This is a genomic window from Bacillus sp. GB_SG_008 (assembly GCF_052038115.1).
Classification (GTDB): domain Bacteria; phylum Bacillota; class Bacilli; order Bacillales; family Bacillaceae_G; genus Bacillus_A; species Bacillus_A rhizoplanae.
The window spans coordinates 1-25,387 of sequence record NZ_JBPZSK010000005.1 but is presented as its reverse complement, the minus strand read 5'-3'; the positions used below and the strand labels follow the sequence as shown (position 1 = coordinate 25,387).

The following is a 25,387-nucleotide window of genomic DNA, read 5'->3' as shown; positions in this document are numbered from 1 at the left end:
TTAAATACTACCATTAATTCTATTGATTAACTTATAAGTAACATTAACTGTTCATTTCTTTTCTCCCGCTCTTCTTTAGATGCTAGGTCGTACTTTTTTAAAAGGTGAAATAGTTCATTTAATATTTGCTGTGAATGATTGCTCTTTAGAAATTCATGTAAGTCTTTAACCAAAAATTCGGATAAAAAGCATTGTTGAATTTCAAGTTTATTGATTACATCTTCAGAAGAATGATCTACATTACACATTCCCATTAAAATCCCTCCTTAAAAAATCTATATACAAATCATCATCTTCTAGCTGAAAAACCTGATAATGCTTGAGTTCCTTACTATCCAATTTCACATGACTTATTACACACCGGACATTAATTAGTGAATTAAGTAATGATAGATCGTCCTCATCTCGGATTAAAACAACTTTGGGATAAGGCTTTTTCTTATATCCCTCTACGAAAATGACATCTACAGAAAAAAATGATATAGCTTAATCATTTCCTCGAGATTCCAATTATCAAACTTAGCACGTAGCTGTAAGACTCCATCTCCTTCCACACTAGAAACTACAGCACCTGCTACATGATGACGCATACTGTCTTTCGAGCTTAATTCATGATCTGGGGTTCCTCCATGACCATGATGTTTGATTGATGCAGCCTTTAATCCGTCTTTACTAGCTCTAAAAATTAATTTTTCTGTGAGCGTTGTTTTGCCACTGTTTTGGAATCCTACAATCTGCAGGATAGGACAATTTTTCCCCACGGTCATTCACTTCCTTAAATTTCTGTGTTCATTTTATCTTCATAAGAAATAATCGCCGATTCCATTCATAAGAAACGAAAAGTTATTTTAGCTAACTAAAAGATTAGCATAAAGAAATTTCCTACTATTTTTTTCTGATAGATTACCCTTTGTAGATAAGATCTTGAGCTAAAGATGTAAACATCTCTCCAACAAGCGAATCTTCGTCATATACGGACGAACCTTTATTTTCTTCAGGCTTTGCAAAAGGGATTTGTGCTATCACTTCTGTTTGCAGTTGTTCTGCTAACATTTCGCCTCCACCTTTCCCAAAGAGATAGTTCCTTGAACCATCTTGTTCCTCATAATATGCCATATTCTCAACGATACCTAAAATATCATGTTTTGTATGCTTTGCCATTACCCCTACTCTGGAAGCAACAAACGAAGCTACATTATGAGGAGTAGTAACGATAATTTCCTTCGCGTGAGGAATCATCGCAGCTACATCAATCGCAACATCTCCTGTACCAGGAGGCAAATCAAGAAGAAGATAATCTAATTCTCCCCAGTGAGTGTTAGCAAGGAAATTTTGAATCCATTTGTTTAGCATTGGTCCTCGCCACATAACTGGGTTATTACTCTCTGTAAAAAATCCCATTGACATGATTTTAACGCCATGACTAACGACCGGAATCGCTGTCTGATCTATCATTGTTGGCTTTTGATTAGCTTCCATCATAGCTGGGATACTGAATCCATATATATCTGCATCTAAAATCCCAACCTTTTTCCCCATACGAGCTAAAGCAGTAGCAAGGTTAATTGTGACAGTTGATTTCCCTACTCCACCTTTTCCACTTGTCACAGCAATAAAGCGCACACCTGAATCAGGTCGCAGCATACTAGGCATGCCGGTTTCCGTTCTAGAATTTTTCTTTAAAGTCTGTGTTAATGCAGCTCGTTCTTCCGGTGTCATGGAGCCGAAGGCCAAAGAAACCTTAGAGGCTCCAATGTTTCGAAGAGAGTCTTCAATATCTTGTTGAATTTTTGCCTTTAAAGGACAACCTTGAATAGTTAAAACAACTTCAAGTTGAATCTGTGTACCGTCAATTTGAATATTTCTTACCATGTTTAATTCCACGATACTTTTGTGCAACTCTGGATCTTGAACATGGTTTAGAGCTTTCATAATTTGTTCATGAGTAAGCATAAATCTCAGTCCTTCCTGTCTCCTTAATTTGTAAACAAAAAAACACCACGAGTACTCGAACCTAATGAGATAGGCTTGTGTACTCATGGTGGAATAGATTACTAGCAATACTTACTAATATACCAATCCAACCATTTATAACATAAATAAAATGATAACAATCCATTATTATCATTCCATCTATTCTAATCATTACAATTTATGAAAAAAATCTCCGCTTTTACCGCCCGTTTTTCGAACCAAATATGTCTCTTTAATGACCATTGTTTTATCAACAGCTTTGCACATATCATAAAAGGTAAGAGCAGCGATGGATACAGCGGTTAACGCCTCCATTTCTACCCCTGTTTTACCACTACATTTTACTGTAGCTTGTAAAATTAAATCATATCCATTGATTTTCTTTTCATAATTGAACGTAAAGTCTGTTCCTTGTATTAATATAGGATGACACATAGGAATTACATCAGCTGTTTTTTTAGCACCCATAATTCCAGCAACTTGTGCTACTTGAAGTGGATCACCTTTTTTCAGTACCCCACTTTGAATCGCTTGAAATAATTCATCAGATAAAGAAATTGTACTCTGTGCAACAGCTGTCCGTATTGAAATATCCTTTTGAGAGATATCAACCATTTTGGGCCTTCCCTCTTCGTTCCAGTGTGAAAAATTATTCATAGTTATTCTCCTTAATGTACTGCGTAAATGACTTTGAAAGATGCTATATTTAAGACAAAAACCAAACAATATTATCCTCCACTTACAGGAGGGATAAACGCAACTGTATCTCCATCTTTTACAATATCCTCGTCAATTGCAAATTCTTCGTTGATAGCCGTCATGACTTGATCCAAAGATTGTAAACGGTAGCTATCCTTGAGCCATTCTTTTAATTGCTGAACCCTCATCTCTTTTTTTTCTATTATTAGTAATTGATCAGAGCCGACTTCCTCTCGCAAATTTGCGAACAATAAAATTGTAATCATCTTCTCACTCTTCCTTCTTTGGTTCCCCTTCTGGGTACGGCGTATTTTCGAGCTGATCCCCAATCCACATTGTTCCATCTTCCCAAAATTCTTTTTTCCAAATTGGGACGATTTGCTTAATGCGTTCAATTGCGTATTCATTCGCTTCGTAGGCCACTTTACGATGTGGCGACGAAACTGCAATTACAACTGCAATATCCATTATTTCTAGTCGTCCCACCCGGTGTGTAATTGCTATTTTTGCATCCGGCCACTTTTTCTTGATTTCTTCACCAATTTGAGTAAGCATTTTTACTGCCATTGATTCGTATGCTTGATACTCTAGATGTAAAGTTCGTTTTCCTTTTGTCAATTCTCTTACTGTTCCAATAAAGGTTGTAATGGCACCTGCTTCTCTTCTTGCTACCTTATTCGTTACTTCTTCGACTAAAATAGGAGTATCTACAATTTCAAATAATACTTGTTCCATCAACATGATCCTCCTCTTGTTTTAAAGCTCCATTATTTATAAGATGGAATAATATTGCTCCAAGGCCATTCACTTCCTTGATTATCTTCTAATAAGAGAATATCTACAAACATCCCTTTTTTATATCCTCTTGTACCGCCTGGGAGTACGATAAAAGCGTTTGATTCTGCTAATGAAGAAACAGCACTAGACTTATCAAATCCTGATGGATAGACGATTAATTGTCCTTCGTTATATATGAGCTTTGCTCGCACAAATCTTGTAAATGGATTAGGTTTTAAAAAATTTTCTCCCAGTAATGCTTTTTCTTTTTTTAAATGTGGCTTTTCACTAAACATATAGGTACGAATGCTAGGTCTTACGAATAACTCAAAGCCTACATAACAAGCAGAGGGATTACCTGATAATCCAAATAATAATTTTTTATTTAATTGTGCTACGGTCGTCACGCTGCCCGGCCGCATTGCTACTTTGTTAAAAAGAACCGATGCCCCTAGTTTTTCGTAGATAGCTGGCAAATGATCATAATCCCCTACCGAAACACCGCCGGTTGTAATTAACATATCCACTTGACTTAACGCTTCTTTTACGGCTGTGAAGCACGTATCAAAATCGTCACTAAACTTCCCAAAGTATTTCACTCTTCCCCCCGCTCTTTGAATTTGGGACAATATCATGTACGTATTACTATTTCGAATTTTCCCAGGTTTTAGCGATTCATTTACATCAAGAAGCTCACTCCCAGTCGCTAATACTCCAATCATAGGTTTTTTAGCAACTGGCACTTCGCTGTAACCAAATGTAGCAAGGAGAGCTGAAATACCTGGATTAATGTAAACTCCTCTCTTCGCAAGAATCGTCCCTTTACGTGTATCTTCACCTTGAAAGGAAATATTTTCTCCTTTTTTGGATGAGCGTTTCACTTCCATATAGATTTTACCGACATCCTCATATTGACGGGTCAGTTCCAGCATCACAACCGCGTTACATCCTTCCGGAATTTGTGCCCCCGTCATGATTCGAACCGCTTGAAATGGCCCTACCTCTTGAGGAAATATGGAACCTGCCCCAATTTCGCCGATTACTTCGAATATAGTTGGATTCTCATAACTTGCCCAGGCAGTATCTTCTGCCCTAATAGCAAATCCATCATAGGGTGAACGATCGAAGGAGGGAACATCATGATCAGCTACTAAATCCTCGGCTAATATACGTCCGTATGCTAATTCAAGTGGTACCAGTTCTTTTAAACCATGGTTGGCAAATTCCATTACTTTATGGACGGCCTCTCCAACTGCAATCGGTATTCGTTTTTCTATCATTTTCCTCACTCCTTCTGTTACCCTAATAAACGATAGTATATTTTTTTCGCTTTTTGAATTTCATTTGTCCCGTGGATAAATACACGCCCATCCTGAAACATGACCAAACGATAATCATCTAGTTGGCAAGATAGCAAATACGGGTTTCGATCTACTTTCCCATGTTTTTTTAGTTGTTTTTCTAAATGGTCAAAATTGTAACGACTATTATGCGGGGGTCTAATTTGAACCGTATTTCTCCCACATAAAACAGCTGTCTTTGTTTGGTTTTCATAAGATAAATAAGGATAAGTTCTATGCGTTCCGCACGAAGGACAATTGTCCGTTTTAATCTTTTCTAGTTTGACAGAATGGTGTTGATTACTCCATATATCAAACATTAAAAAGGTGTTTCTAATTGCTGAAAAATCTTCTACTAGAATTTTGAATGCTTCCACCACTTGATACGCTGCCACCATTTGGACAGCTGGACTAATGATTCCAACAGTGTCACACGTCGCTCCTGTAACCGGAATACTTTTAAGTACACAATGTAAGCACGGTGTTTTCCTTGGAATAATGGTATAACTCATGCCATATCCCCCCACACAAGAACCATAAATCCAGGGAATATCATATTTTTGCGATAGATCATTTATCACAAATCGAATATCAAAATTATCTGTTGCATCAATGATTATATCGACGTCGCCTAACAAAACTTCCATATTCTCTATCCTTGCATCCATCACGAAAGCATCAATTTGTACCTCTGAATTGATTTGTTTTAAACGATTCTGAGCTGCAATTGCTTTTGGTAATTTTTCTGTTGCATCTTGTTCAACGTAAAGTTGTTGTCGCTGTAAATTACTCCATTCTACGTAATCACGATCAATGATCGTTAACTTTCCGATACCTGCACGAACCAACGCTTCTGCGCTTGCACTTCCTAATGCACCTGCCCCCACAATCAACACATGCTTATTTCTAATCTTCTCTTGTCCTTTACTCCCAATAGGAGTGAACAACTGTTGTCGTGAATACCGCTCTATCATTAGAAAGCCTTCCTTTCTTTTAGATAATTCTTGTTCTAAAACACCCCATTAATTAAAAAAATCTGCTTCATATGAGGTTGTTCTTTTTACTCTTTCTCTATATGACTTTGTTTCTGATAACAAGAAAAGTAAGCAAATCCAACAAATCCAGCTCCACCAATTACATTTCCTATAAAAACAGGAACAAAATTCTCTGCAAGATCTATCCATGAAAGGTGCCCCGCAAAAATAGCTGCTGAGATTACAAACATATTTGCTACCACTTGCTGAAATCCAATTACCACAAATGTCATAATAGGAATCCAAATTCCGATAATTTTCCCAACAAAATCATTAGTTCCATGAGCCAACCAAATTGCAAGACAAACAAGCCAGTTACAACCGATTGCTGAAATTAATGTTTTCCCAAACGGTTCATGTAATTTCTCTTGGGCTATTTCTACTGTTTTATTTAAATATGCCCCCTCCGTCAACCCGCCAAGGTGACCGAAAAAATAAGCTACGAAAAGTGCACCAACAAAATTAGTTAAAGTTATCCAAGCCCAATTATGTAACACACTTTTCAATGAGATTTTTCGTGCATACAGGGCCATGGACACTGACATCATGTTTCCCGTAATTAATTCTCCTCCTGCCAGGACAACGAGCATAAGCCCTATAGGAAAAACTGCTCCTCCCAAAAAATTTACTAGACTTCCCCATCGCTCCGGTAAATTACCAAGAATTTGAATATTAAGCAAAAACCCTAACGAAATGAATGCTCCTCCTAAGAAACCAAGGATAAGCATGGCGGATAGCGGTTGCCTTACCTTTTGAACACCGGCTTCAATCACAAGCTCAGCGATTTTTTCCGGTTTATGAAATGCCATAACCAATTCCTCCATTTTTTCAAATAAAAAAACAGCTTCAAGAAACCCTTAACATAGTAAGAATTTTTGAATGCTGCTTAATCTCCCTGCACTTCTCTTACAGAGATATCAATCATCACTTTTACTATAAAATAGAAAATCTGCAGGACTTACACACTTTCCATTTCGTATATTCAAGCGTTATCTGCTATAACAAACAGAAGCTAGCTACTAATAGCCTTCTTTCATAGTACTTTGAATGTCATCCTAACATATCATTTATTTCTCAACCACCAATATGCGACATTTCAATTTTTGGCAATGTTTTTTTATTTGTATTGCTTAACCGTTCATCTGAATAGCGATCTGAACGATTATTCCAAATGTCACGAATAACATTGGTAATCTCCTCATCGGTATACCCAGAACGAAGTAATTCTCTAAGATCATTTCCTTTGGAAGCAAACAAACAAGTATATAGCTTTCCTTCTGCGGAAATACGAGCTCTTGTACATGATGAACAAAAAGAATCTGTTACAGATGAAATAATTCCTATTTCCTCATCGCTATCGATATAACGATAGCGAGTGGCGACTTCGCCAGGATAGTTTGCTTTAATTCGTTCAAGCGGCATAACTTTATGAATAGTCTCTAATATCTCTTGTTTAGAGATTACTTCGTCTAATTTCCAGCCATTAAAATTCCCGACATCCATATATTCAATAAATCGAAGAATATGTTTATTCTCTTTAAAGTATTGCGCCATCTGAATGATGTCCTGTTCATTTTTTCCTTTTTGGACAACCATGTTCATTTTGATTTTCATCCCGACTTCCGCTGCAGCCTGTATTCCTCCAAGAACCGTTTTTACTTTACTTCTATTACCATTTAAATAAGCAAAACGCTCTTCTTCCAAAGAATCCAAACTAACTGTCACACGTGATAACCCCGCCTTATACAAATCAGCAGCAAACTTCTTAAGTAGAGATCCATTTGTAGTTAAACCAATATCCTCAACTCCATCAATTTTGTTGAGTCGCTCGATTAGTTCAGGAAGGTTTTTCCGAAGTAAAGGCTCTCCCCCAGTAATACGCAACTTTCTTACACCTAAAGAAACGAAAATACGTGTTACTCTTTCAATTTCATCAAAAGATAAAATTTTATCATTAGACAAAAAAGAATAGTCAGGACCAAATATTTCCTCTGGCATACAATATCGACAGCGAAAATTACAGCGATCGGTAACAGAAATACGTAAATCCTTTAAAGGACGGTGCAATTTGTCTAATGTGACAGATTTCATGTTTATTGCCTCGCTTCTACATATTTTATAATTCCGTACAAGTTTTATTTGTTAGCCAGTTTGATTTACTTAATATTTACAACCCGCTCTGGATGAGTATATACATTTAAAGATTGATTACGAATAAAGCCTATTGTAGTAATCCCTAACTGTTCTGCTAGCTCTAGTGCTAACTCAGTTGGAGCGGATTTTGACAATATTACTTCGCAGCCAATTTTTGCAACTTTCAATAGGATCTCAGAAGATATACGGCCACTAAAAACTACAATTTTATCACCAATAGGAATGTTATTTTTTAAACAATAACCGTAAATTTTATCTAAAGCATTATGTCTTCCTATATCCATTCGGCTTAAAATGATTCCATTCACATCGCATAAAGCTGCATTATGAACCCCGCCTGTATGCTGAAAAGTGGACGCAGATTGCTGCATATCATTCATTAATCGAAAACAATCCTGGGCAGAGATCTTTACGCGAATATCATTCATCTTCTTTGCAGTCAGCGCATCGTTTGCGAAAACAAATCCTTGTCTACTCATTCCACAGCATGAAGTAATATAACGTTTATTTTGGATGTCACGATAATAAGGATTGATTTTTGTCGTTTTTACATGTACATATCCTTCTTTCTCCTGTACCCATATTTCATCAATGTCTTCATATTTTCGGATAATACCTTCAGATGCTAAATAGCCGATTACCATATCTTCAATATACTCTGGAGTACTAACCATTGTAACAAATTCCTGTCCGTTAATTTTAACTGTAACTGGAAACTCTGTTACAATGCTGTCCTCTAAATGTTTAAATTCCCCTTGCTCATAACGGAAAATTTCCCGTTCCACCTGTATCGATTTCACGATCAGTATCCTTCTCTCACGTTATATTTTTATCAAAGACAAACACTGAAACTGCAATATCTTCGTCCACTTTCATATCCGAAAACAGATGAACTAATTTCGCCCCAACAAGTTCCTCCAAATGTTCACGAGAATTAACAGCATAAACCTCCTGAATCATTTTCGTTCTAGCCATATGAACCATTTCCGCACCATCCATAGTTCCCGAAATGAATTTCTCAGTAGGTGTCAAATTCCCATAAAGTGTGGCAATAGCCATATTCTCAGCAAATACAGTATGAATTCGTTCCGGCCCTTTACCGAACAAATCCTTTCGAAGCTTTCGTATCATATCATTAAATTCATGTACCATTTTTGACATTCTCTCATTCCTCCCCAGTTAATCAATAATACGTTTTCAAATATTACTTCATCATAAACATTTTAACAAAATGACCTTCTCGTCTAAATTATTCCACTCAAATAATTAGACGAAAAGGCTCATCTTTTAGAATTATTTCAAACATGCATACAACGTATGAAATAATATTATTGTTGCTTACCTATTCGTCTTTTAGCCCTTTACCCATACCTTTTAAGAAATGAAGACCGAATCCGATAGCACGGTTAATATCTGGATCCTTAAGTACTTTCATAAGGTCCAGTATTCCTACTTTTTTATTACTTTGCAGATGTTGGTTTCCTTCATCCATACCTGTTAATACACTACTTACAAGTTTTTTAGTAAGTTCCGGATCAAGTTCTGTTAAAGCTCCTGCAGCGCCCATCATATTATTAATTAAATTCGTAACCGGTTCACGAGTGACTTGACCTAGAACAATTTTTGCGATTTGTTCTTTCGCTTTAAGCATCGAATTTGCAGCTTCTAGCATCCCAATGTCATTCAGTTCACCTACAATATGAAACATTTGATTTAAAGCTTCTTCATTATTAGCTAAGAGTAGCTTTAAATCTTCTAGCTTTTGTTGTTTTTGTTCTTCCTCAGTTAGCTCCTGCTGTTGGATCGCTTTAATAGGTGCTGCCATATTCTTTTCTCCTCCCTAGTTATCCGTTAAGTGCACGTATCCTGGACGAGCCCATTTGCGATTTACCTCAATCCCGTTTTGAGGATGACGCTTTTTATTACGTGGGTTCGTTTTTGGCATCGGATTTTCACCTTCTACTTGTAGCACTTCCATACGCACTTTCGTTTGTTTATATGCAGGCGTATTTGTACGTTGATCGACCGCCGGACCAGTTAAGAAATTAATCGCTGTTTCGTTATCTGTCGAGTTCATCGGTAAATACAGCTCATTTGCTTTTACACGATCCGTTACAAGTGCGCGTAATTTAAGTGCTCCAAAAGGAGAAACAAGGCGTACTAACGAACCAGTTTTCACTCCACGTTCCCTTGCAAGTTCTGAAGAAACTTCAACGAAAACACCAGGCACTTTAGTTTGAATACCATTTGATTTATTTGTCATGTTACCTTCATGGAAATGTTCAAGCATACGACCATTATTAATGTGAAGATCGTATTCCGCTGGGAATTCAGCAGGACGTACCCAATCAGCTATCGCAAAACGAGCTTTTTTGTCTGGGAAGTTAAATCCATCTTGGAAAAGGAGCGGCGTATTCGTTCCTTCAAAGCTTCCCCAATGGAAACTGTTCCAACCTTCAAGCACTTCATAGTTTGCTTTTGCGAAAAGTGGCGATAAACTTGCCATTTCAGCAAAGATTTCACTTGGATGACTATAGTTCCAGTTTGCACCTAATTTATTTGCAATCGCTTGTACGATCCACCAGTCTGGTTTCGCATCTCCGAGCGTAGGAAGTACTTGATATAGTCTTTGTACACGACGTTCTGTATTTGTAAAAGTACCTTCTTTTTCAAGAGATGGCGCTGCTGGTAACACTACATCTGCATATTGAGCAGTTTTAGAAAGGAATACATCTTGAACGACAAAGAAATCAAGGCTTGATAGAACTTCATGTACATGATTTGCGTTAGAGTCTACAAGAGCCATATCCTCTCCAACAAGATACATTGCTTTCATTTTTCCTTCTTCAATTTCGTGAAGCATTTGAATGTTGTTAAGACCTGGTTTATTATCAATTTTTACCCCGTAAGCTATTTCAAATTTCCCACGTTCCACATCGTCAGTAACGTGCTGATATCCTGGAAGCCAGCCTGGGAGAGTTCCCATATCACAAGCACCTTGTACGTTGTTATGACCTCGAAGCGGATATGCACCAGCACCTGGGCGACGATAATTTCCTGTTGCAAGAAGTAAGTTTGAAATCGCAGCGGAAGTATCTGAACCACCAGTATTTTGAGTTACACCCATCCCCCAAAGAATACAAGTACCATCTGCATCATGAATCATCTCGGCCATTTGAACGAGAGTCTCTTTTGAAATGCCAGTAATCTCTTCTGCATATTCAAGCGTATACTCTGCAAGACTATCTTTGAAATCTTCAAAGAAGTTTACATTCTCGTCGATGAACTGTTGATCATGCCAACCTTGATCAATCATATATTTCGTAACAGCCATTAACCATACTTGGTCTGTTCCTTGCTTTGGACTAATAAAGATATCTGAACGCTCTGCCATTTCGGTTTTACGAAGATCTGCAACAATTAGTTTTTGACCGTGAAGTTTATGCGCACGTTTCACGCGAGTAGCTAAAACCGGGTGACCTTCTGTTGGATTTGAACCGACGATAATAACAAGACCTGCTTGTGCAATATCTTTAATCGTTCCTGCATCTCCGCCCATACCAATTGTACGGAACAATCCATCTGTTGCTGGTGATTGACAATAACGAGAGCAGTTATCCACGTTGTTCGTTTCGAACACTTGTCGAGCTAATTTTTGAATGACATAGTTGTCTTCATTCGTAATTTTAGAAGAAGAAATAAAGCCTACAGATTCTTTACCGTATTGTTCTTTAATGGATCCTAATTTATTTGCCACTAATTCAAGTGCTTCTTCCCAAGTTGATTCAACAAATGTTCCATTTTTACGAATTAAAGGCTTAGTGAGTCGTTCTTCAGAATTTACGAAATCCCAACCAAATTTTCCTTTTACGCAAGTAGAAATTGCGTTAACCGGTGCCTCAGAAGTTGGTTGTACTTTAAGAATTTTACGTCCCTTCGTCCACACTTCAAATGAGCACCCTACACCACAGAACGTACATACAGTTTTCGTTTTCTTCGTACGAGTTTCACGCATGGCAGCTTCTACTTCTGATATAGCGAAAATACCGCTGTATCCAGGTTCAACTTCTTTTATAAGATCAACCATAGGCTCAAGAATGTCCGGCTTCAGCCCAGTCATAAATCCAGCTTCACCAAGCATCGATTTTTCCATCAAAGCATTACAAGGACAAATAGTTACACATTGACCGCAACTAACACATGAAGAATCGTTAATATCCACTCCATCGTCCCAAATAACACGAGGACGCTCTGCCTCCCAATCAATAGATAACGTTTCATTTACTTGCAAGCTTTGACAAACCTCTACACATTGACCACACGCGATACACTGATTAGGGTCATAGCGATAAAATGGATGTGACATGTCAACCTCACTCGCATCTACTTTTGGTTTGTAAGGATATTTTTGATGCTCAATTTCCATTAATTCTGCCGTATTATGCAATTTACAGTTCCCATTATTGTTGTCACAGACCGTACAGTAAAGTAAATGGTTTTCCAATAAGCGGTCCATCGCCTCATTTTGTGCTGCCTTCGCACTAATAGAGGACAACTCAATATTCATACCGTTCGTCGCTACCGCACCGCAGGACCGCACAAGTTTTCCATCAACTTCTACAATACAAGTATCACACGTTTGGATAGGATCCACTTCAGGCACGTGACAGATTTGTGGATGTTCAATCCCATTTTGATTAATGATACCCAAGATAGTTGAACCGGGCTCAGCTGTATATTCTTTTCCGTCGATTGTAATATGAACCATGCTGTCGTTCATGGTCGTTCCCCCTTTTTGAGAATAAAAAAACTCCACCACGAAAATATACGCACCGAATTAATAGGTACGCTATCATCATGGTGGAGTAGTTCATTAGCACATCTTGCTAAAATACCAATCCATTTATTTGTAAATAAAATGATAGAGTCGTAACAGGTCATATCACGTTTCCATCTTTAACACTGTAATTATAGCGTTTAATCCAAAAATACACAATATAAAAATCATAAAAGAGTCACAGTACTTAATACTTTTTTGGATATATTCGTTTAATCACGAAACTATGCGTTGACAAGCATAATTGCACCGCATGCTGCTGAGCTTTTGGTTAATTAACTTTGCAGCCTCCATCCGTTTCAACATAGGAGAAAGAAAGCATAAATCTGCATTTTATGCACAGTTATACTTCATATCACACGTTGTTTTATATCAAAATCAATGTGCACTGCTATTTTATTATCTTTTAAATAACTTTATTATTCTTGAACAGCCATACGAAGAAAGCGTTCATAAATACCTAAGAACTGGATTTAATCTGAAGTCTTATTTTTATCGCAAAAAAACAACAATCTATACGAAAAGAGCCTTTAAATTTCAATGAACACTCAAAAAAAACAGACCTTTGTTACAAAACAAAGGTCTGTTTTTCTATATTATTCACCTAAATCAACATTGTGGTACACTTGCTGAACATCTTCTAAATCTTCTAATGCATCAACCATTTTCTCAAATTTCACTTGTGCATCTTCTGGAAGTGTTACTTCATTTTGCGCAAGCATTGTTAGTTCTGCAACTGTAAATTCCGTTATACCAGCATTTTTAAATACTTCTTGTACCGCATGGAACTGATCCGGTTCTGCATAAACGATAACTGCTTCCTCTTCTTCTAAAATATCACGCACATCTACATCTGCTTCCATTAAAAGTTCAAGCGCTTCATCTGCTGTTTTGCCTTCAAGACCAATTACAGCTGTTGCATCAAACATATACGCTACTGATCCGTTTACTCCCATGTTACCAGCGTTTTTACTAAACGCAGCACGCACATCTGCTGCAGTACGATTTACGTTATTTGTTAATGTATCTACAATTACCATTGATCCATTTGGTCCAAAGCCTTCATAACGAAGTTCGTCATAGCTTTCTTCTGAACCACCTTTTGCTTTTTCAATCGCACGGTCAATAATTGTTTTCGGTACGCTGTACGTTTTTGCACGCTCAAGTACCACTCTTAAATTCTGATTGGATTCTGGATCTGGTTCACCTTGTTTTGCTGCTACATAAATTTCACGTCCAAATTTTGCATAGATACGACTTGTATTTGCATCCTTTGACGCTTTTTTGTCTTTAATATTGTTCCATTTACGGCCCATACTTGTTTCACTCTCTTTCAGCTTTGAATCTACATAAAAATAGTAATATGAAATATGCTGCTTCTTCAACACTTTTTCAAACTAAATATAAAAAGTTCTTTATATTTCACATTACTGACAAACAATATGAATTGAAGAAGTCGCATTTATTCACTATATTGTATTATACCTCATTACAAGTTTAATAATCAAAGAAAGACAGATAGTTCTCATCCGTTGATGTAAAAATATTGAGCTATTACAATTGATGCCTCTTTTACGAAGAAGAGCTAAGAGGTTCTATCTCTTAGCTCTTCTCGTATTCTATGAACCTATCGTTCAGTCTCATTTTGTATTTTACAATTTTCGTACCACTACTTTACTTCATTCGCAAAGAAATGCTCACAAACACTAGAAATACGAGTTAAATCAACATTTCCACCAGATATAATCGCTGCTACTTTTTTCCCTTTTATATATGGATCAACTTTCCCTGCAAGGAGAGCAGCTGTCGCTAATGCTCCCGCACCTTCTACAACAGCTTTTCCACGTTGTAATAAATCTTTCATAGCTACTTCTAATTCTTCTTCTGATACAGTTACAATATCATCTACTAACTCTCTCACAATTTTAAAAGTTAAGGTTCCTGGAATTTTTACTGCGCACCCATCAGCTATAGTAGGTGCTTCATAGTGCTCTACGATTTCGCCTTTATCATACGAAGCTTTCATTCCATGAACATTATCAGCTTGAACACCAATTATATTGATAGACGGATTAAAAGATTTAAGTGCTACCGCGATTCCAGCAATAATTCCGCCGCCGCCAATCGGTACAAGTACTGTATCAACATCCCACATATCATCAAGAATGTCCAAGCCAATTGTTCCTTGACCTGCCATTACTTCTACATCATCATATGGATGTAAATATGTTTCTCCCGTTTCTTTTATAATTTCTTCACATTTTGCTTTCGCATCATCAAACGTATCACCATATAAAATGACTTCTGAACCATATCCTTTCGTTGCTTCAACTTTCGCCTTTGGAGCAGAAGTTGGCATCACAATTTTACTTTTAATTCCAAGTAAGTGTGAAGATAGTGCAACACCTTGTGCATGATTTCCAGCTGAACAAGCAATAACTCCACGAGCTTTTTCTTCATCTGTTAAATTAGAAATTTTATTAAACGCCCCACGAAATTTAAATGATCCTGTTAATTGCATATTTTCTAATTTTAAATATATTTCCCCACCTGTTTTGCTTGTTAAATAAAACGATTTAACAAGCGGTGTTTTACGAGCATTTCTATCAAGAACTTGTTTAGCTTTTTTTATATCAACAATGGTTAGCGGTAAAGTTTTAGTAATCATATTAACACTTCTTTCAATTGTTTATAATCTAACCCTAACGTTGTTCCTAAATTCTCATAAGTAATGGTGCCTTTATAAATATTGATACCATATGCTAATGCAGGTTTGTTTTGGATTGTCTCTTCTAAACCATTGTTAGCAATCGCTAATAAATAATCAATATTTCCATTCGCTAATGCCATAGTAGAAGTACGTGGAGTCGCTCCAGGCATATTTGGCACAGCATAGTGTATGACATCGTGCTTAATAAATATAGGATCATTATGTGTTGTATAGTGATCAATCGTTTCAACTGTCCCGCCTTGATCGATTGCAATATCAACAATAATACTTCCCGGTTTCATAGACTGAACCATATACTCTTTCACAATTTTTGGTGGTCTAGAACCTGGAATTAAAATGGTTGAAATAAATAAGTCTGCATTTTTAATTGTTTTCTCTAAGTTCTCAGTATTAGATTCCATGATTTCAACTGGAGCATTTGCATATTTTTCTTGTAAATAAGTAATCTGTGTTTTATTTAACTCTAAAATCGTTACATGACAACCAATTCCAACAGCCATATCACAAGCATTAATTGCCGCATTGCCTCCGCCTAAAATGACAACATTACCAGCAGGAATACCATCTATTCCTGATAATAAAATACCTTCTCCCTGATGTTGTTTTTCTAAATAATAAGCTCCCATAAATACTGCCCGGCGCCCAGCAATGGCACTCATCGGTTTTAATAACGTTAAAACTCCATTTTCACTAATTGTTTCTCCAGCAATTGCGGTTGTTCCCGCCTTTCTCATCGCTTCAACACATTCTTTTGAAGCTGCTAGATGTAAAAATCCCCAAACAATTAAATCTTTCTTAAAATATTTATATTCCTCCGCTAAAGGTTCTTTTACTTTTACTACCATATCAACATCCCAGGCTTGTTCTTGATTTACTAAAGTAGCACCTGCATTTGTATATTCTTCATTTGTATAACCTGATCCTACACCAGCGTCTTTTTCGACTAAGACTTCATGTCCAGCTTTAATTAATTTCTGGGCATTTTCTGGTGTCATCCCAACACGTGCTTCACCTTTTTTAATTTCTTTTACTACGCCAATTTTCATGTTGACACATCCTTATTAAATGTAATGTAAATTACATTATTTGTTATACGACCCAAATAAAATTGCGAAATATATCAAACGTTTCTATATTTCCTCATTTGTCTGAATCGCCTGTTTACACCTACAAGATAGCACTCAGAAAAATGATGAGTCAACATTTTGTGAAATAGTTCACAAAATGTTTTTATTTATTTTGAAATAATTTTTTTCATTCAAATAGGCATTGAATCCGTTTTCAACCTGTGCTAGACTTTGTCACGAGTAACATCTCTTATGAATTCAAATGAAATGCAATTTTATTTTTTTAATTATTTTTGTGAATTTTTTCACATATAAATATAGAAATACTTTGTATTAATTTCTATAAAATTGTGAATTATATCACAAACGAAATTAAATTTTTATAAAGCACTATTAAAAAAATGAGAGGATATACTATTAAAATTGAAATAAAAATGAATTCATCAGAGATTGTATGTATTTTTCCAAACAGGAGTGATTATTATGTCACAAACACAACTAAAAAAAGAAATTGGCTTCTTTGCAGCATTAACCACTGTTATTGGTACCGTTATTGGAGCAGGTGTATTTTTTAAGCCTACTGCATTATACAGTGTAACCGGAACAGCGAGTTTAGGATTACTCGCATGGGTAATCGGTGGAATACTAACTGTTTGCGCAGGTTTAACTGCTGCTGAACTATCGGCAGCTATTCCTGAAACAGGTGGAATGATGGCATATTTAAAGCGTACTTATGGAAACTTGACTGCTTTCCTACTGGGCTGGGCACAAACAGTCATTTACTTTCCAGCTAATATTGCCGCACTTGCTATTATTTTCGGAACACAAGCAGTTAGTTTATTTGGATTAAATGCGAATGAACATAAAATGATGATTATTGGAATTGCTGTTGTTACCGCAACATTCGTAACCCTGATGAACTTCTTAGGTGCAAAGGCAGCTGGAGGAATTCAAACTGTATCGACTATATGTAAACTACTGCCTTTAGTATTACTTATTATTTTTGGGTTATTCCACAAAGGCGACGTAACTCTACAACTGTTTCCAGTTGAAGCAGGACCAGGTAAATCCCTTATTTCAGCCCTTGGATCTGGCTTACTTGCAACAATGTTTGCTTATGATGGATGGATTCATGTAGGAAATATCGCTGGGGAAATGAAAAATCCTAAAAAAGACTTACCTAAAGCAATCGTAATCGGATTATCTACTGTTATGGTTGTTTACTTACTCATTAATATTGCTTTCCTTATGGTTATGTCTGCAACAGCGCTTGCTGGAACTGATACACCTGCATCTGAAGTAGCGACAATTCTGTTTGGAGCAATAGGAGGAAAATTAGTTACAATCGGTATTTTAATTTCTGTATTTGGAACAATCAATGGATACATCATGACAGGAATGCGTATCCCTTATGCAATGGCATTAGAAAACAAACTACCTTTTAGTAAGTGGTTTGCTACATTATCTAGCAATAGTCGAGTTCCTTATAATTCAGGAATATTTATCTTATGCGTTTCTGTCATTATGATGGTGATCGGTGGATTTAATACTTTAACAGATATGTTAGTGTTTGTTATATGGATATTCTATACAATGACATTTATAGCAGTATTCATTTTACGTAAAAGGGAACCAGAACTTGTACGTCCTTACAAAGTGCCTCTATATCCCATTATACCGTTAATATCTATTATCGGCGGATCATTTATCGTTATTAATACTCTTTTCACACAAACGTTGCTAGCATTATGTGGTATAGGCTTAACTGCTTTAGGGCTTCCAATTTACTTTGCAATGCGTAACAAGCACGTTCAAAGTAATAAATAATCATTTGGAGACAAATACACTTCGATTTGGTCTTATATGGTCACAACTTTGATCAATATTCAATGTATCAAGCCCCTTCAAGTTGCTTACTAAAGGGGCTTGATACACAATCAGTGTTTATTAGAAACTTATCTAAGTATGCTACAATCTCTTCGTTAAGAATGTTCCCATAATATCTCTCTTAAATCTTTCATAATCAAATTGAAAAGCCACACTATGTATTTTATATCCTGGATTTGGCGTAAAACGAAAGTCTGCAATGCTTTGACCGAACCCTTCTCCTTGATCAGGAATTACTTTTATAGGGACTTTGGAGAGGTGGACTGCATCCGGATTCAACAAATACCATATTGTTACAAAATCATGCATAGGACTTCCTCCTATACCGGGATTCGACTTGGAGTAAAAATTATAATAATAGTCTAACATGGGTTTGATAATAAGCCCCGCAGGATCCTGTGTGGTCTGATGAAATTTGTCAATTTCTCGGACCATTTGAGGTGTAACAATCGCATGCTGGGTGACATTTAACGGAATAATCGTCAAATTCGCTGCATGTTGTAGAATTAAATTCGCTGCATAAGGATCTGCATAAAAATTAGCTTCAGCGACAGCCGTCACATTTCCAGGATAGAAAAATGCGCCTCCCATACAAATATATTCCTTTACGTTACGCATCTTTTCTAAATTTAATACAAATGCTGTCGCTAAAGAGGAAAGTCTTCCTAAATTGATAATTGTCAGATCGTCTAAATTTGAATCTATGACCTCGTAAATATGATTAATAGGATAAACAGGATACAAAATCTCAGGCGGAATGATTGGTCCTAATCCGACTTTTCCATGTACTTCAGGAAAATATTGAACTAAGATACCTGTTAAAGGTACGGAAGCACCGAGAAATACAGGTATTTCTTTTTTTCCCGCGATGTATTTTAAATAGTTAATATTTCTTATAGCATTCTCTCTTGAGATATTCCCATAATCCGCTACAATTCCTAATAATTGGATATCACTACGAAAAAAGGTGTACAAAATGGCAAACGCATCATCAATTCCTAAATCTGTAAACAAGAGAACTTTTTTTAGCATATATCTCCCCTCCCAAAAGCAATGGAAGCAAAATTTCATGGGACTTATATATTTTATGTATTCTTGAATCTTATATTCTATTAATCAGTTAATGTATATACCAATAAGTAAAAAAAAAAGTCAATGCCTAGAATAATTAACAAGACTCCATCGTCATCAAGTTTAAAAACAAGAGAAAAATTCGGCTTATTTTATGTGGAAAGGGGGTAGTACTAGTGCGATGTTAAAATTGAAATCTTTTCGTACAGTTAAATCTCCCCTTTCCAAAATATAAGAAATCCATATCATAAAAAAGGGCAACTTGCTTTACGAGACAAGTCTGTCAAACATTAAGTAAAGTATATGTATCAACTCAAAATTCGTTATAAAATTTCTACGAATTGCTTAGCCTGTCTATCTAGAGAACTTTCCGATTCAGAAATAGATTCAAATTCATTAACTGTTTCATCAAGTAGCATCTTTCCTTCTTTCACACTTGACGAAACAGCCTCGATACGTTTTGACATTCGATTAACTACAACACTTTTCATTTTCAAATATTAGTAATAAAAATATCAATTATTTCTTATCTTCAGTACCAAATTCATTAATCATGTCGCTATAATGTTTTTCGATAATTTTATAATGATGCTCTTCATGTATTGCTAAAAGTTGAATAGCCTGAATTAAGTTAGGATAGTTGGCCATTGGATCAAAAAACACAATATGTCCAGCAATGTCTTCTTCAATATTTATAACTAACTCTCTCAATTTATCCGTTTCATTTAACAACAATTTCTTTAACTCTTCTTTATCCATAGTATGAAGTACTTTTTTCGGTGGCACTAAAATGAAAGGCGCCTTCATCCCTCTTCCATGCTTTTCTTTATATTCTGTATAAATATCATGTATTTGATTAGCAAATGATTTCTTTCTTCTCATTTTTGCATACGGAATAAGAACAAAAGAAAATTTTGTTGCAACTTTAACCATTCTTAAAATTAAGTATAGATGGTATATGTGCTCGCCAATAGACCATTTTCCTTCTTTTTGGTCCCATAGTTTATCATTTGAGATGAATTGTATTTTTTGAAAAAAACAATATCGTTGCTGTCTTAATGTTTGAAAATGGTGTGTCATACTTTCAGATTTCATCTATTAACTCCACCATTTTATTTCATAAGAATTATTAGCAAGGTATAATGATAGAAAAATGTGTTCCTTTTCCTTTTTTACTCTTTATTTCTATATCTCCGTTTAATTCTTTAATGATGCTATAAGCGACCATAGTGCCAAGTCCGGTTCCTTTTTCTTTAGTTGAATAAAATGGCATGGCAATTCTTTTAATTTCTTGAGAAGACATTCCTATTCCTGAATCAATAATATCAATTACAATATTATTTTTTATTTTTTGTATATTAATTTGTAATACTCCACCATTTTGCATAGCTTCAATTCCGTTTTGTGCAATGTTAATTAAACATTGTTTTAATTTTTCTGGATTAGCATTTATGTATATAGAATTCGTGATATTGCTTTTTATTTCAACATTATGTGAGAGTGCAAGTGGTAAAATACTATTTTTTACTTGATGAAAAAGTTGCTTAATATTTATCGATTCTTTTAGTATATTTTGTGGTTTTGTTAAAGATAAATAATTATTAATAATGCACTGTACTTTTTCTAGTTCGACTAACATAATTTCCAAGTAGTTATCTTGAGATGCTTTTAAGGTTTCACTTCTATGAAGTAATTGAGCGAATCCGTATACAGTAGTGATTGGGTTGTTGATTTCATGTGCAATAGATGCCGCTAACTCGCTAATTAGACAAAATTTCTCTGCTCTTTGAATTTTTTCTTTCATCTTAAACTTTTCTATCATTCCTTCTACCAAATAAATAGATAATAATCCTGTGAAAATATTAATTATTATATAATTAGCTAATAATTTAATAAAATCAAATTGTATTTTACCAATTATTTCAATTTGATTTATTACAGCAAAAACTGAAAGAAAACTGGTACAAATTAAAATAAGTAGTATGTTGAATACTGTTTTTTTTCTTTCGAAATGAATGCGGAGAAAATGATGAAATATTGTAATAGTAATTATAAAAATACCATATATAATAACTGATGAAAAAAAACCAGTTCCACCTAAGTAAAATCTATATGAAAAATATACAATACTGATAAAAATTATACTTCCTGTGTTTCCATATAGTAAAACTAAAAGAATAGGAATAAAGCGCAGATCATAAATATACCCAGCGTGAAAATGAATTGGGAAGGTCATACAAAGAATAATTGCAATGGATGCAAGAAAAGAAATTAATATATTGTTGCGTGCTTTTTTTTCAGTTTTGTCTAACCAAAACACTTGATAACTAAGGATACAAATTATAATAATAAATGCATTTAATAGTAGTGTAGAGATCCACATGTTTTATCCCTCCCTAATTCTTTGTAAAAAAAGTGAAAGAAAAGGTAAAAAAGCACTCTTTCAAGTGCTTTTTTACTGCTTATATTAGAATTGATGGTAGTAAAACATTCTCTAAAGGGAATGTTTTTTATTTCCCTACAAAAATAACCTTAAAAATACTCTTTTTATAGGGAAATGCAAGAAGAAGCAAATAACGATAACGACCAATAATTACGCACTTTTTTTGAATATTCTGTTAATTTTTAAGAGGATATCACCACCTATCTTGTGATTGCTTTTATAATAACATGAAAATCGTCATGTTACAACAAAAAAAACAGAAAATTTTATCTTTTCAGTCGTTTTTTGTATTAAATTGTAGAATATTTTATTTTTCATATAAAAAATAGAAATTCCCTTCAGATTTTCTGAGGGGAGATTTTCTAGATAGATTGACTACTGATAATGAAATGTTATGTAAATCTCACATGTATATAGTATTCATTATGAAAATTTCTGTTAAAGGATAATATTGTTTTTGTTTACATATGAGTTTTTCAGTCTCTCAAATTCAAGGGATTTTTACACAGTTTTTACAAAATTCTTATATTTTGAAAATAAAAATATTTTACTCTTTAAAAGTAAGTTAATAGAAAATTTTGAGAGGGTGTTAGACTTGTTTAAGAAATCATTTATTTTTGCTTTTATTTTATTGCTGATTCCTATGTTCTCGTACAACAGTAAAACGCTTGCGGCAGAACCGCCCGTATTTGAAAGAGGCAACGAGGTTGGAATTAAAGTCATGTCTTATAATATTCATCATGGAGAAGGTACAGATGCTATTTTGGACTTGAAAAGAATTGCAGAAGTTATTAAACAATCAGATGCTGATATTATCGGTTTGCAAGAAGTAGATAATCATTTTTCACAGCGCAGTAATTTCGAAGACCAAGCAAAATGGTTGGCAAATTATTTAGGAATGCACTATGCATATGCTGCAAATCTTGACTATGAACCCTTACAAGAAGGAGACCACCGTCGCCAATATGGAACGGCCGTGTTAAGCAAATATCCGATCCTTTCATCCCAAAATCATCTGCTCACTAATATTCCATATCCAGTAAACCCTACAGAGCAGCGCGGTCTTTTGGAAACTGTGATTAACGTGAAAGGAAACCACATTCATTTCTACAACACTCACCTTGATCATAGGAGATCAGAACAAAGAAATCTGCAGATAAGAGAAATACTCGACATTGCAAAACAAAAAGAAGGAACAAAAATCTTTGCGGGAGACTTCAATGCCGCCCCTAAAAGCGCGGAAATTTTGAAGATGACTGCACAATATAAAGACGTATTTGCCGAACTCGGTCAAAATGAGGACTATACTATTCCTGCAGATAAACCAACAAGTCGCATCGACTATATTTTTACTTCTGAAGATGTCAAAATTCGTACTGGGGAAGTCATAGACACTCTTGCATCTGATCATTTACCAATTACTGCAGAGCTCGTACTGACAAAAAAAACGCCGTTTAATAATGGAGTAGGCAAAAACTAACCTCTAATAAGGAACTACCGATAGCATTGATTACGTGAATGAAAAGTCCCCTCAGATTTCTGAAGGGACTTTTCTAAGTTATTACAACGCTTATTCATTTGAAAAGACCTCCACCCCAATTTCAAGACAGCACCTGATACAACCTATTTATGAACATTCTACAAATCTCTGCGATGATCCAGCAGTAAAGAAAACTTAATATAAATATGAATGCAATAACCTTTGGATCCATAGTTGTATCAACCGTAGGACCTAACACCGGAAAACGAAATACATACAGGATTATCATAATCCCCACAAGTAAACATGCTGCTGAAAAAGAAACGACCACTATTCTCCTCTTCAATTGTAAAAAAGCCATGCTCAGCGTCACACCTAATAAACCTGTAGTAAAGGGAAAGATAATAAGTTCACTCGGCTGGATAATAAATAAGAGGAAAATCGTAAGGGTATAAGAAAGGATTCCTTGACGGATAGAAAAGCAAGTAGCTAAAAAAATAGGTAATGTCGCTAAAATACTAATCAGAAAGCCTATACCAGGCATAAAGCCACCTGCTGATTGAAATATGGCAGCAAATGTACTCAATAAGGCTGTAATTACCAACCGGGTTGCAAGGGCCACCTTTCTTACATGAAGAGAATTTGAACCTGTCTCTATCATCGATTGACACCAATAACGAACAAACAGTTTCATTGAAATTCCCCCTCAAATCTCCCATTTGCCACTTCCTATACTATTCATTGCCTTGTATTTTATGCAGTATTACTTGTCAGTCATTCTTTTCGATCAATTGGAATGCGGACTACTCCTCTATGAATATTAAAAAAAGGGAGAGGACATCATGACTTTATTTCAAATCAACAGCACTTCCCCCACTTCTACTCTATTTTTATACATTAATTGTATTAATTTCATTTCTTTCTTCCTCAAAGCCTTCTTTTCTACATCTCTCTTACGCTACATTAATTACTTTCTATTTAGAAAATGAGCTCCTAGATGATGAAGTAGTTTCATAATATTGAATTTGATATACCTGTATCACCGATTCCAATTGAAGTAACTGGTTAATATAAGCAAGAGAGGAGGAGAATTCATATAACCTCCTTTCTTGCTTTACTTTGTGAGTGGCTCCAAAAAGAAGGAATCGTTGCCGTCCCCCTACCTTGGCCTCTCCTGTTACAGTATAATCCTATTTTTTTCCTGCAACTTTCACTTATCGAATGGCTGTATTTTCAGGCTGAATATTGAATGTAAAGGAAGTAAGTGGCTTCGGATGAACAAGTTTGTCATTTATTTTCCATACATTTAATATGGCTTTAACTGTATATGTTCCTGCAGGTACTCTCTTGCCCTCATTCGTTTTGTAATTCCACGTACTTTTCCATTGGATTTGTTCCCCGCTGTTTAACGACTTTTGTTGAATTACCTGTAAAAAAAATTGCCCTTTACTAAAATGATACACCTGTTCTCCTTGTGCATTATACACGGTATAATCATAAGACTGGCTTGTTGGAAACTCTATAAGCATTGGCTGATTGCTATTATTTTTAAACGTAAAAGTAAATGTGGCTTGTTCCACGTCTGCGATGACATCCCCATCCCATTTCCAATCTGTCATGTCTCTAACCTCCTGAGCTAAGATTAATTGATTCCCGCTAATAAAAATCATCCAAAAACAAAAGATAGCTATTCTCAAAGGTGATACTCCTTCCTAATGCATAGATGTATCCCTTTAGTATTGCTTAATTACTTTATAAAAAACCCAATGAATACTCCCCCACTTAGCAAAGCTTGAAGTGGGGGTTTCTAACGTTTCGACCTAACGGACGATTAACGTCAGTGGAGTTAACACACTAGCGAGCTGTTTCACGCCTAACCCCTCTATCCCGTTT

23 protein-coding genes and 3 pseudogenes are annotated in these 25,387 nt (G+C 35.5%); 2 read left to right on the top strand and 24 right to left on the bottom strand.

Translation table 11 applies throughout. From position 1 onward, the window contains the following. Positions 1-26 precede the first annotated feature (26 nt). The 17 genes and pseudogenes from ACTDJC_RS13930 to ald all read right to left on the bottom strand — a co-directional run bounded on the left by ACTDJC_RS13930 (position 27) and on the right by ald (position 16,592). On the bottom strand, positions 27-248 hold the full coding sequence (locus tag ACTDJC_RS13930) for a hypothetical protein (protein WP_440603998.1): 222 nt from the start codon (positions 246-248) through the stop codon (positions 27-29). Then, positions 241-767, bottom strand: a pseudogene (gene mobB / locus ACTDJC_RS13925) (molybdopterin-guanine dinucleotide biosynthesis protein B). Before mobB ends, ACTDJC_RS13930 begins: the two are co-directional and overlap by 8 nt. Positions 768-903: 136 nt before the next feature. After that, on the bottom strand, positions 904-1,953 hold the full coding sequence (locus tag ACTDJC_RS13920) for a P-loop NTPase (RefSeq protein ID WP_440603759.1): 1,050 nt from the start codon (positions 1,951-1,953) through the stop codon (positions 904-906). 192 nt (positions 1,954-2,145) lie between these two features. Then, a complete protein-coding gene (gene moaC, locus ACTDJC_RS13915) occupies positions 2,146-2,631 on the bottom strand; it encodes a cyclic pyranopterin monophosphate synthase MoaC (RefSeq protein WP_440603758.1) in 486 nt (161 codons plus the stop codon). Between the two features lie 71 nt (positions 2,632-2,702). After that, positions 2,703-2,939 (bottom strand): molybdopterin converting factor subunit 1, encoded by a 237-nt coding sequence (moaD, locus tag ACTDJC_RS13910; protein WP_440603757.1) that lies wholly within the window; start codon positions 2,937-2,939, stop codon positions 2,703-2,705. A gap of 4 nt (positions 2,940-2,943) precedes the next feature. Then, positions 2,944-3,408 (bottom strand): molybdenum cofactor biosynthesis protein MoaE, encoded by a 465-nt coding sequence (locus ACTDJC_RS13905; RefSeq protein WP_429707511.1) that lies wholly within the window; start codon positions 3,406-3,408, stop codon positions 2,944-2,946. 32 nt (positions 3,409-3,440) lie between these two features. Next, the gene (locus tag ACTDJC_RS13900) at positions 3,441-4,727 is read right to left on the bottom strand and encodes a molybdopterin molybdotransferase MoeA (RefSeq protein ID WP_440603997.1); all 1,287 of its coding nucleotides are present in this window, start codon (positions 4,725-4,727) and stop codon (positions 3,441-3,443) included. A gap of 20 nt (positions 4,728-4,747) precedes the next feature. Beyond that, on the bottom strand, positions 4,748-5,764 hold the full coding sequence (locus ACTDJC_RS13895; protein WP_440603756.1) for a molybdopterin-synthase adenylyltransferase MoeB: 1,017 nt from the start codon (positions 5,762-5,764) through the stop codon (positions 4,748-4,750). Positions 5,765-5,850: 86 nt separating this feature from the next. Beyond that, positions 5,851-6,633 carry a formate/nitrite transporter family protein gene (locus ACTDJC_RS13890; protein WP_440603755.1) on the bottom strand — a complete coding sequence of 261 codons (783 nt, stop codon included), beginning with the start codon at positions 6,631-6,633 and terminating at the stop codon, positions 5,851-5,853. A 265-nt stretch (positions 6,634-6,898) separates the two neighbouring features. Beyond that, positions 6,899-7,915, bottom strand: a complete 1,017-nt coding sequence (gene moaA / locus ACTDJC_RS13885) for a GTP 3',8-cyclase MoaA (protein WP_440603754.1) — start codon at positions 7,913-7,915, stop codon at positions 6,899-6,901. A 65-nt stretch (positions 7,916-7,980) separates the two neighbouring features. Further along, positions 7,981-8,778 carry a formate dehydrogenase accessory sulfurtransferase FdhD gene (fdhD, locus tag ACTDJC_RS13880; RefSeq protein ID WP_440603753.1) on the bottom strand — a complete coding sequence of 266 codons (798 nt, stop codon included), beginning with the start codon at positions 8,776-8,778 and terminating at the stop codon, positions 7,981-7,983. Between the two features lie 16 nt (positions 8,779-8,794). After that, the gene (locus ACTDJC_RS13875) at positions 8,795-9,139 is read right to left on the bottom strand and encodes a DUF2294 domain-containing protein (RefSeq protein WP_002168730.1); all 345 of its coding nucleotides are present in this window, start codon (positions 9,137-9,139) and stop codon (positions 8,795-8,797) included. 181 nt (positions 9,140-9,320) lie between these two features. Then, positions 9,321-9,803: a DUF1641 domain-containing protein gene (locus tag ACTDJC_RS13870; RefSeq protein ID WP_440603752.1), complete on the bottom strand. Its 483-nt coding sequence runs from the start codon at positions 9,801-9,803 to the stop codon at positions 9,321-9,323. A gap of 15 nt (positions 9,804-9,818) precedes the next feature. Further along, a complete protein-coding gene (gene fdhF / locus ACTDJC_RS13865; protein WP_440603751.1) occupies positions 9,819-12,758 on the bottom strand; it encodes a formate dehydrogenase subunit alpha in 2,940 nt (979 codons plus the stop codon). A gap of 653 nt (positions 12,759-13,411) precedes the next feature. Next, the gene (locus ACTDJC_RS13860) at positions 13,412-14,131 is read right to left on the bottom strand and encodes a YebC/PmpR family DNA-binding transcriptional regulator (protein WP_440603750.1); all 720 of its coding nucleotides are present in this window, start codon (positions 14,129-14,131) and stop codon (positions 13,412-13,414) included. Between the two features lie 353 nt (positions 14,132-14,484). Continuing rightward, positions 14,485-15,483 (bottom strand): bifunctional threonine ammonia-lyase/L-serine ammonia-lyase TdcB, encoded by a 999-nt coding sequence (gene tdcB / locus ACTDJC_RS13855; protein ID WP_098309747.1) that lies wholly within the window; start codon positions 15,481-15,483, stop codon positions 14,485-14,487. Then, the gene (gene ald, locus ACTDJC_RS13850) at positions 15,480-16,592 is read right to left on the bottom strand and encodes an alanine dehydrogenase (RefSeq protein ID WP_440603749.1); all 1,113 of its coding nucleotides are present in this window, start codon (positions 16,590-16,592) and stop codon (positions 15,480-15,482) included. The genes tdcB and ald overlap by 4 nt, the downstream gene beginning before the upstream one ends. Before the next feature lie 504 nt (positions 16,593-17,096). On the opposite strand from ald, the gene ACTDJC_RS13845 reads away from it, so the two are divergent. Next, complete coding sequence (locus ACTDJC_RS13845) at positions 17,097-18,440, top strand: APC family permease (protein WP_440603748.1); 1,344 nt, start codon at positions 17,097-17,099, stop codon at positions 18,438-18,440. A gap of 141 nt (positions 18,441-18,581) precedes the next feature. Here ACTDJC_RS13845 and ACTDJC_RS13840 read toward each other — a convergent pair whose 3' ends face one another. From ACTDJC_RS13840 to ACTDJC_RS13820, 5 genes and pseudogenes are all read right to left on the bottom strand, one after another. Next, on the bottom strand, positions 18,582-19,532 hold the full coding sequence (locus ACTDJC_RS13840) for a nucleoside hydrolase (protein ID WP_440603747.1): 951 nt from the start codon (positions 19,530-19,532) through the stop codon (positions 18,582-18,584). Positions 19,533-19,894: 362 nt separating this feature from the next. After that, positions 19,895-20,038 (bottom strand): hypothetical protein, encoded by a 144-nt coding sequence (locus tag ACTDJC_RS13835; RefSeq protein WP_440603746.1) that lies wholly within the window; start codon positions 20,036-20,038, stop codon positions 19,895-19,897. Positions 20,039-20,090: 52 nt separating this feature from the next. Further along, positions 20,091-20,666: a DinB family protein gene (locus ACTDJC_RS13830; RefSeq protein WP_440603745.1), complete on the bottom strand. Its 576-nt coding sequence runs from the start codon at positions 20,664-20,666 to the stop codon at positions 20,091-20,093. A 34-nt stretch (positions 20,667-20,700) separates the two neighbouring features. After that, positions 20,701-21,555: pseudogene (locus tag ACTDJC_RS13825) on the bottom strand (ATP-binding protein); the annotation flags it as partial. A gap of 6 nt (positions 21,556-21,561) precedes the next feature. After that, positions 21,562-21,954 (bottom strand): annotated as a pseudogene (locus ACTDJC_RS13820) (LytS/YhcK type 5TM receptor domain-containing protein); the annotation flags it as partial. A gap of 517 nt (positions 21,955-22,471) precedes the next feature. Here ACTDJC_RS13820 and ACTDJC_RS13815 point away from each other — a divergent pair. Continuing rightward, positions 22,472-23,494: an endonuclease/exonuclease/phosphatase family protein gene (locus ACTDJC_RS13815; RefSeq protein ID WP_440603744.1), complete on the top strand. Its 1,023-nt coding sequence runs from the start codon at positions 22,472-22,474 to the stop codon at positions 23,492-23,494. A gap of 121 nt (positions 23,495-23,615) precedes the next feature. Here the strand turns inward: ACTDJC_RS13815 and ACTDJC_RS13810 are convergent, their stop codons facing one another. Continuing rightward, positions 23,616-24,188 carry a hypothetical protein gene (locus tag ACTDJC_RS13810; RefSeq protein WP_440603743.1) on the bottom strand — a complete coding sequence of 191 codons (573 nt, stop codon included), beginning with the start codon at positions 24,186-24,188 and terminating at the stop codon, positions 23,616-23,618. A gap of 520 nt (positions 24,189-24,708) precedes the next feature. Continuing rightward, positions 24,709-25,113, bottom strand: coding sequence for a BsuPI-related putative proteinase inhibitor (locus tag ACTDJC_RS13805; RefSeq protein ID WP_440603742.1), 405 nt, complete (start codon positions 25,111-25,113; stop codon positions 24,709-24,711). Between the last annotated feature and the right edge of the window lie 274 nt (positions 25,114-25,387).

What these genes read in the sequence shown, in the direction of transcription:
- ACTDJC_RS13930 (WP_440603998.1), bottom strand. Translation starts at nt 248, where the DNA reads ATGTGTAATGTAGATCATTCTTCTGAAGATGTAATCAATAAACTTGAA.
- ACTDJC_RS13920 (WP_440603759.1), bottom strand. Translation starts at nt 1,953, where the DNA reads ATGCTTACTCATGAACAAATTATGAAAGCTCTAAACCATGTTCAAGAT.
- moaC (WP_440603758.1), bottom strand. Translation starts at nt 2,631, where the DNA reads ATGAATAATTTTTCACACTGGAACGAAGAGGGAAGGCCCAAAATGGTT.
- moaD (WP_440603757.1), bottom strand. Translation starts at nt 2,939, where the DNA reads ATGATTACAATTTTATTGTTCGCAAATTTGCGAGAGGAAGTCGGCTCT.
- ACTDJC_RS13905 (WP_429707511.1), bottom strand. Translation starts at nt 3,408, where the DNA reads ATGGAACAAGTATTATTTGAAATTGTAGATACTCCTATTTTAGTCGAA.
- ACTDJC_RS13895 (WP_440603756.1), bottom strand. Translation starts at nt 5,764, where the DNA reads ATGATAGAGCGGTATTCACGACAACAGTTGTTCACTCCTATTGGGAGT.
- ACTDJC_RS13890 (WP_440603755.1), bottom strand. Translation starts at nt 6,633, where the DNA reads ATGGCATTTCATAAACCGGAAAAAATCGCTGAGCTTGTGATTGAAGCC.
- moaA (WP_440603754.1), bottom strand. Translation starts at nt 7,915, where the DNA reads ATGAAATCTGTCACATTAGACAAATTGCACCGTCCTTTAAAGGATTTA.
- ACTDJC_RS13875 (WP_002168730.1), bottom strand. Translation starts at nt 9,139, where the DNA reads ATGTCAAAAATGGTACATGAATTTAATGATATGATACGAAAGCTTCGA.
- ACTDJC_RS13870 (WP_440603752.1), bottom strand. Translation starts at nt 9,803, where the DNA reads ATGGCAGCACCTATTAAAGCGATCCAACAGCAGGAGCTAACTGAGGAA.
- fdhF (WP_440603751.1), bottom strand. Translation starts at nt 12,758, where the DNA reads ATGAACGACAGCATGGTTCATATTACAATCGACGGAAAAGAATATACA.
- ACTDJC_RS13860 (WP_440603750.1), bottom strand. Translation starts at nt 14,131, where the DNA reads ATGGGCCGTAAATGGAACAATATTAAAGACAAAAAAGCGTCAAAGGAT.
- tdcB (WP_098309747.1), bottom strand. Translation starts at nt 15,483, where the DNA reads ATGATTACTAAAACTTTACCGCTAACCATTGTTGATATAAAAAAAGCT.
- ald (WP_440603749.1), bottom strand. Translation starts at nt 16,592, where the DNA reads ATGAAAATTGGCGTAGTAAAAGAAATTAAAAAAGGTGAAGCACGTGTT.
- ACTDJC_RS13845 (WP_440603748.1), top strand. Translation starts at nt 17,097, where the DNA reads ATGTCACAAACACAACTAAAAAAAGAAATTGGCTTCTTTGCAGCATTA.
- ACTDJC_RS13840 (WP_440603747.1), bottom strand. Translation starts at nt 19,532, where the DNA reads ATGCTAAAAAAAGTTCTCTTGTTTACAGATTTAGGAATTGATGATGCG.
- ACTDJC_RS13835 (WP_440603746.1), bottom strand. Translation starts at nt 20,038, where the DNA reads ATGTCAAAACGTATCGAGGCTGTTTCGTCAAGTGTGAAAGAAGGAAAG.
- ACTDJC_RS13830 (WP_440603745.1), bottom strand. Translation starts at nt 20,666, where the DNA reads ATGAAATCTGAAAGTATGACACACCATTTTCAAACATTAAGACAGCAA.
- ACTDJC_RS13810 (WP_440603743.1), bottom strand. Translation starts at nt 24,188, where the DNA reads ATGAAACTGTTTGTTCGTTATTGGTGTCAATCGATGATAGAGACAGGT.
- ACTDJC_RS13805 (WP_440603742.1), bottom strand. Translation starts at nt 25,113, where the DNA reads ATGACAGATTGGAAATGGGATGGGGATGTCATCGCAGACGTGGAACAA.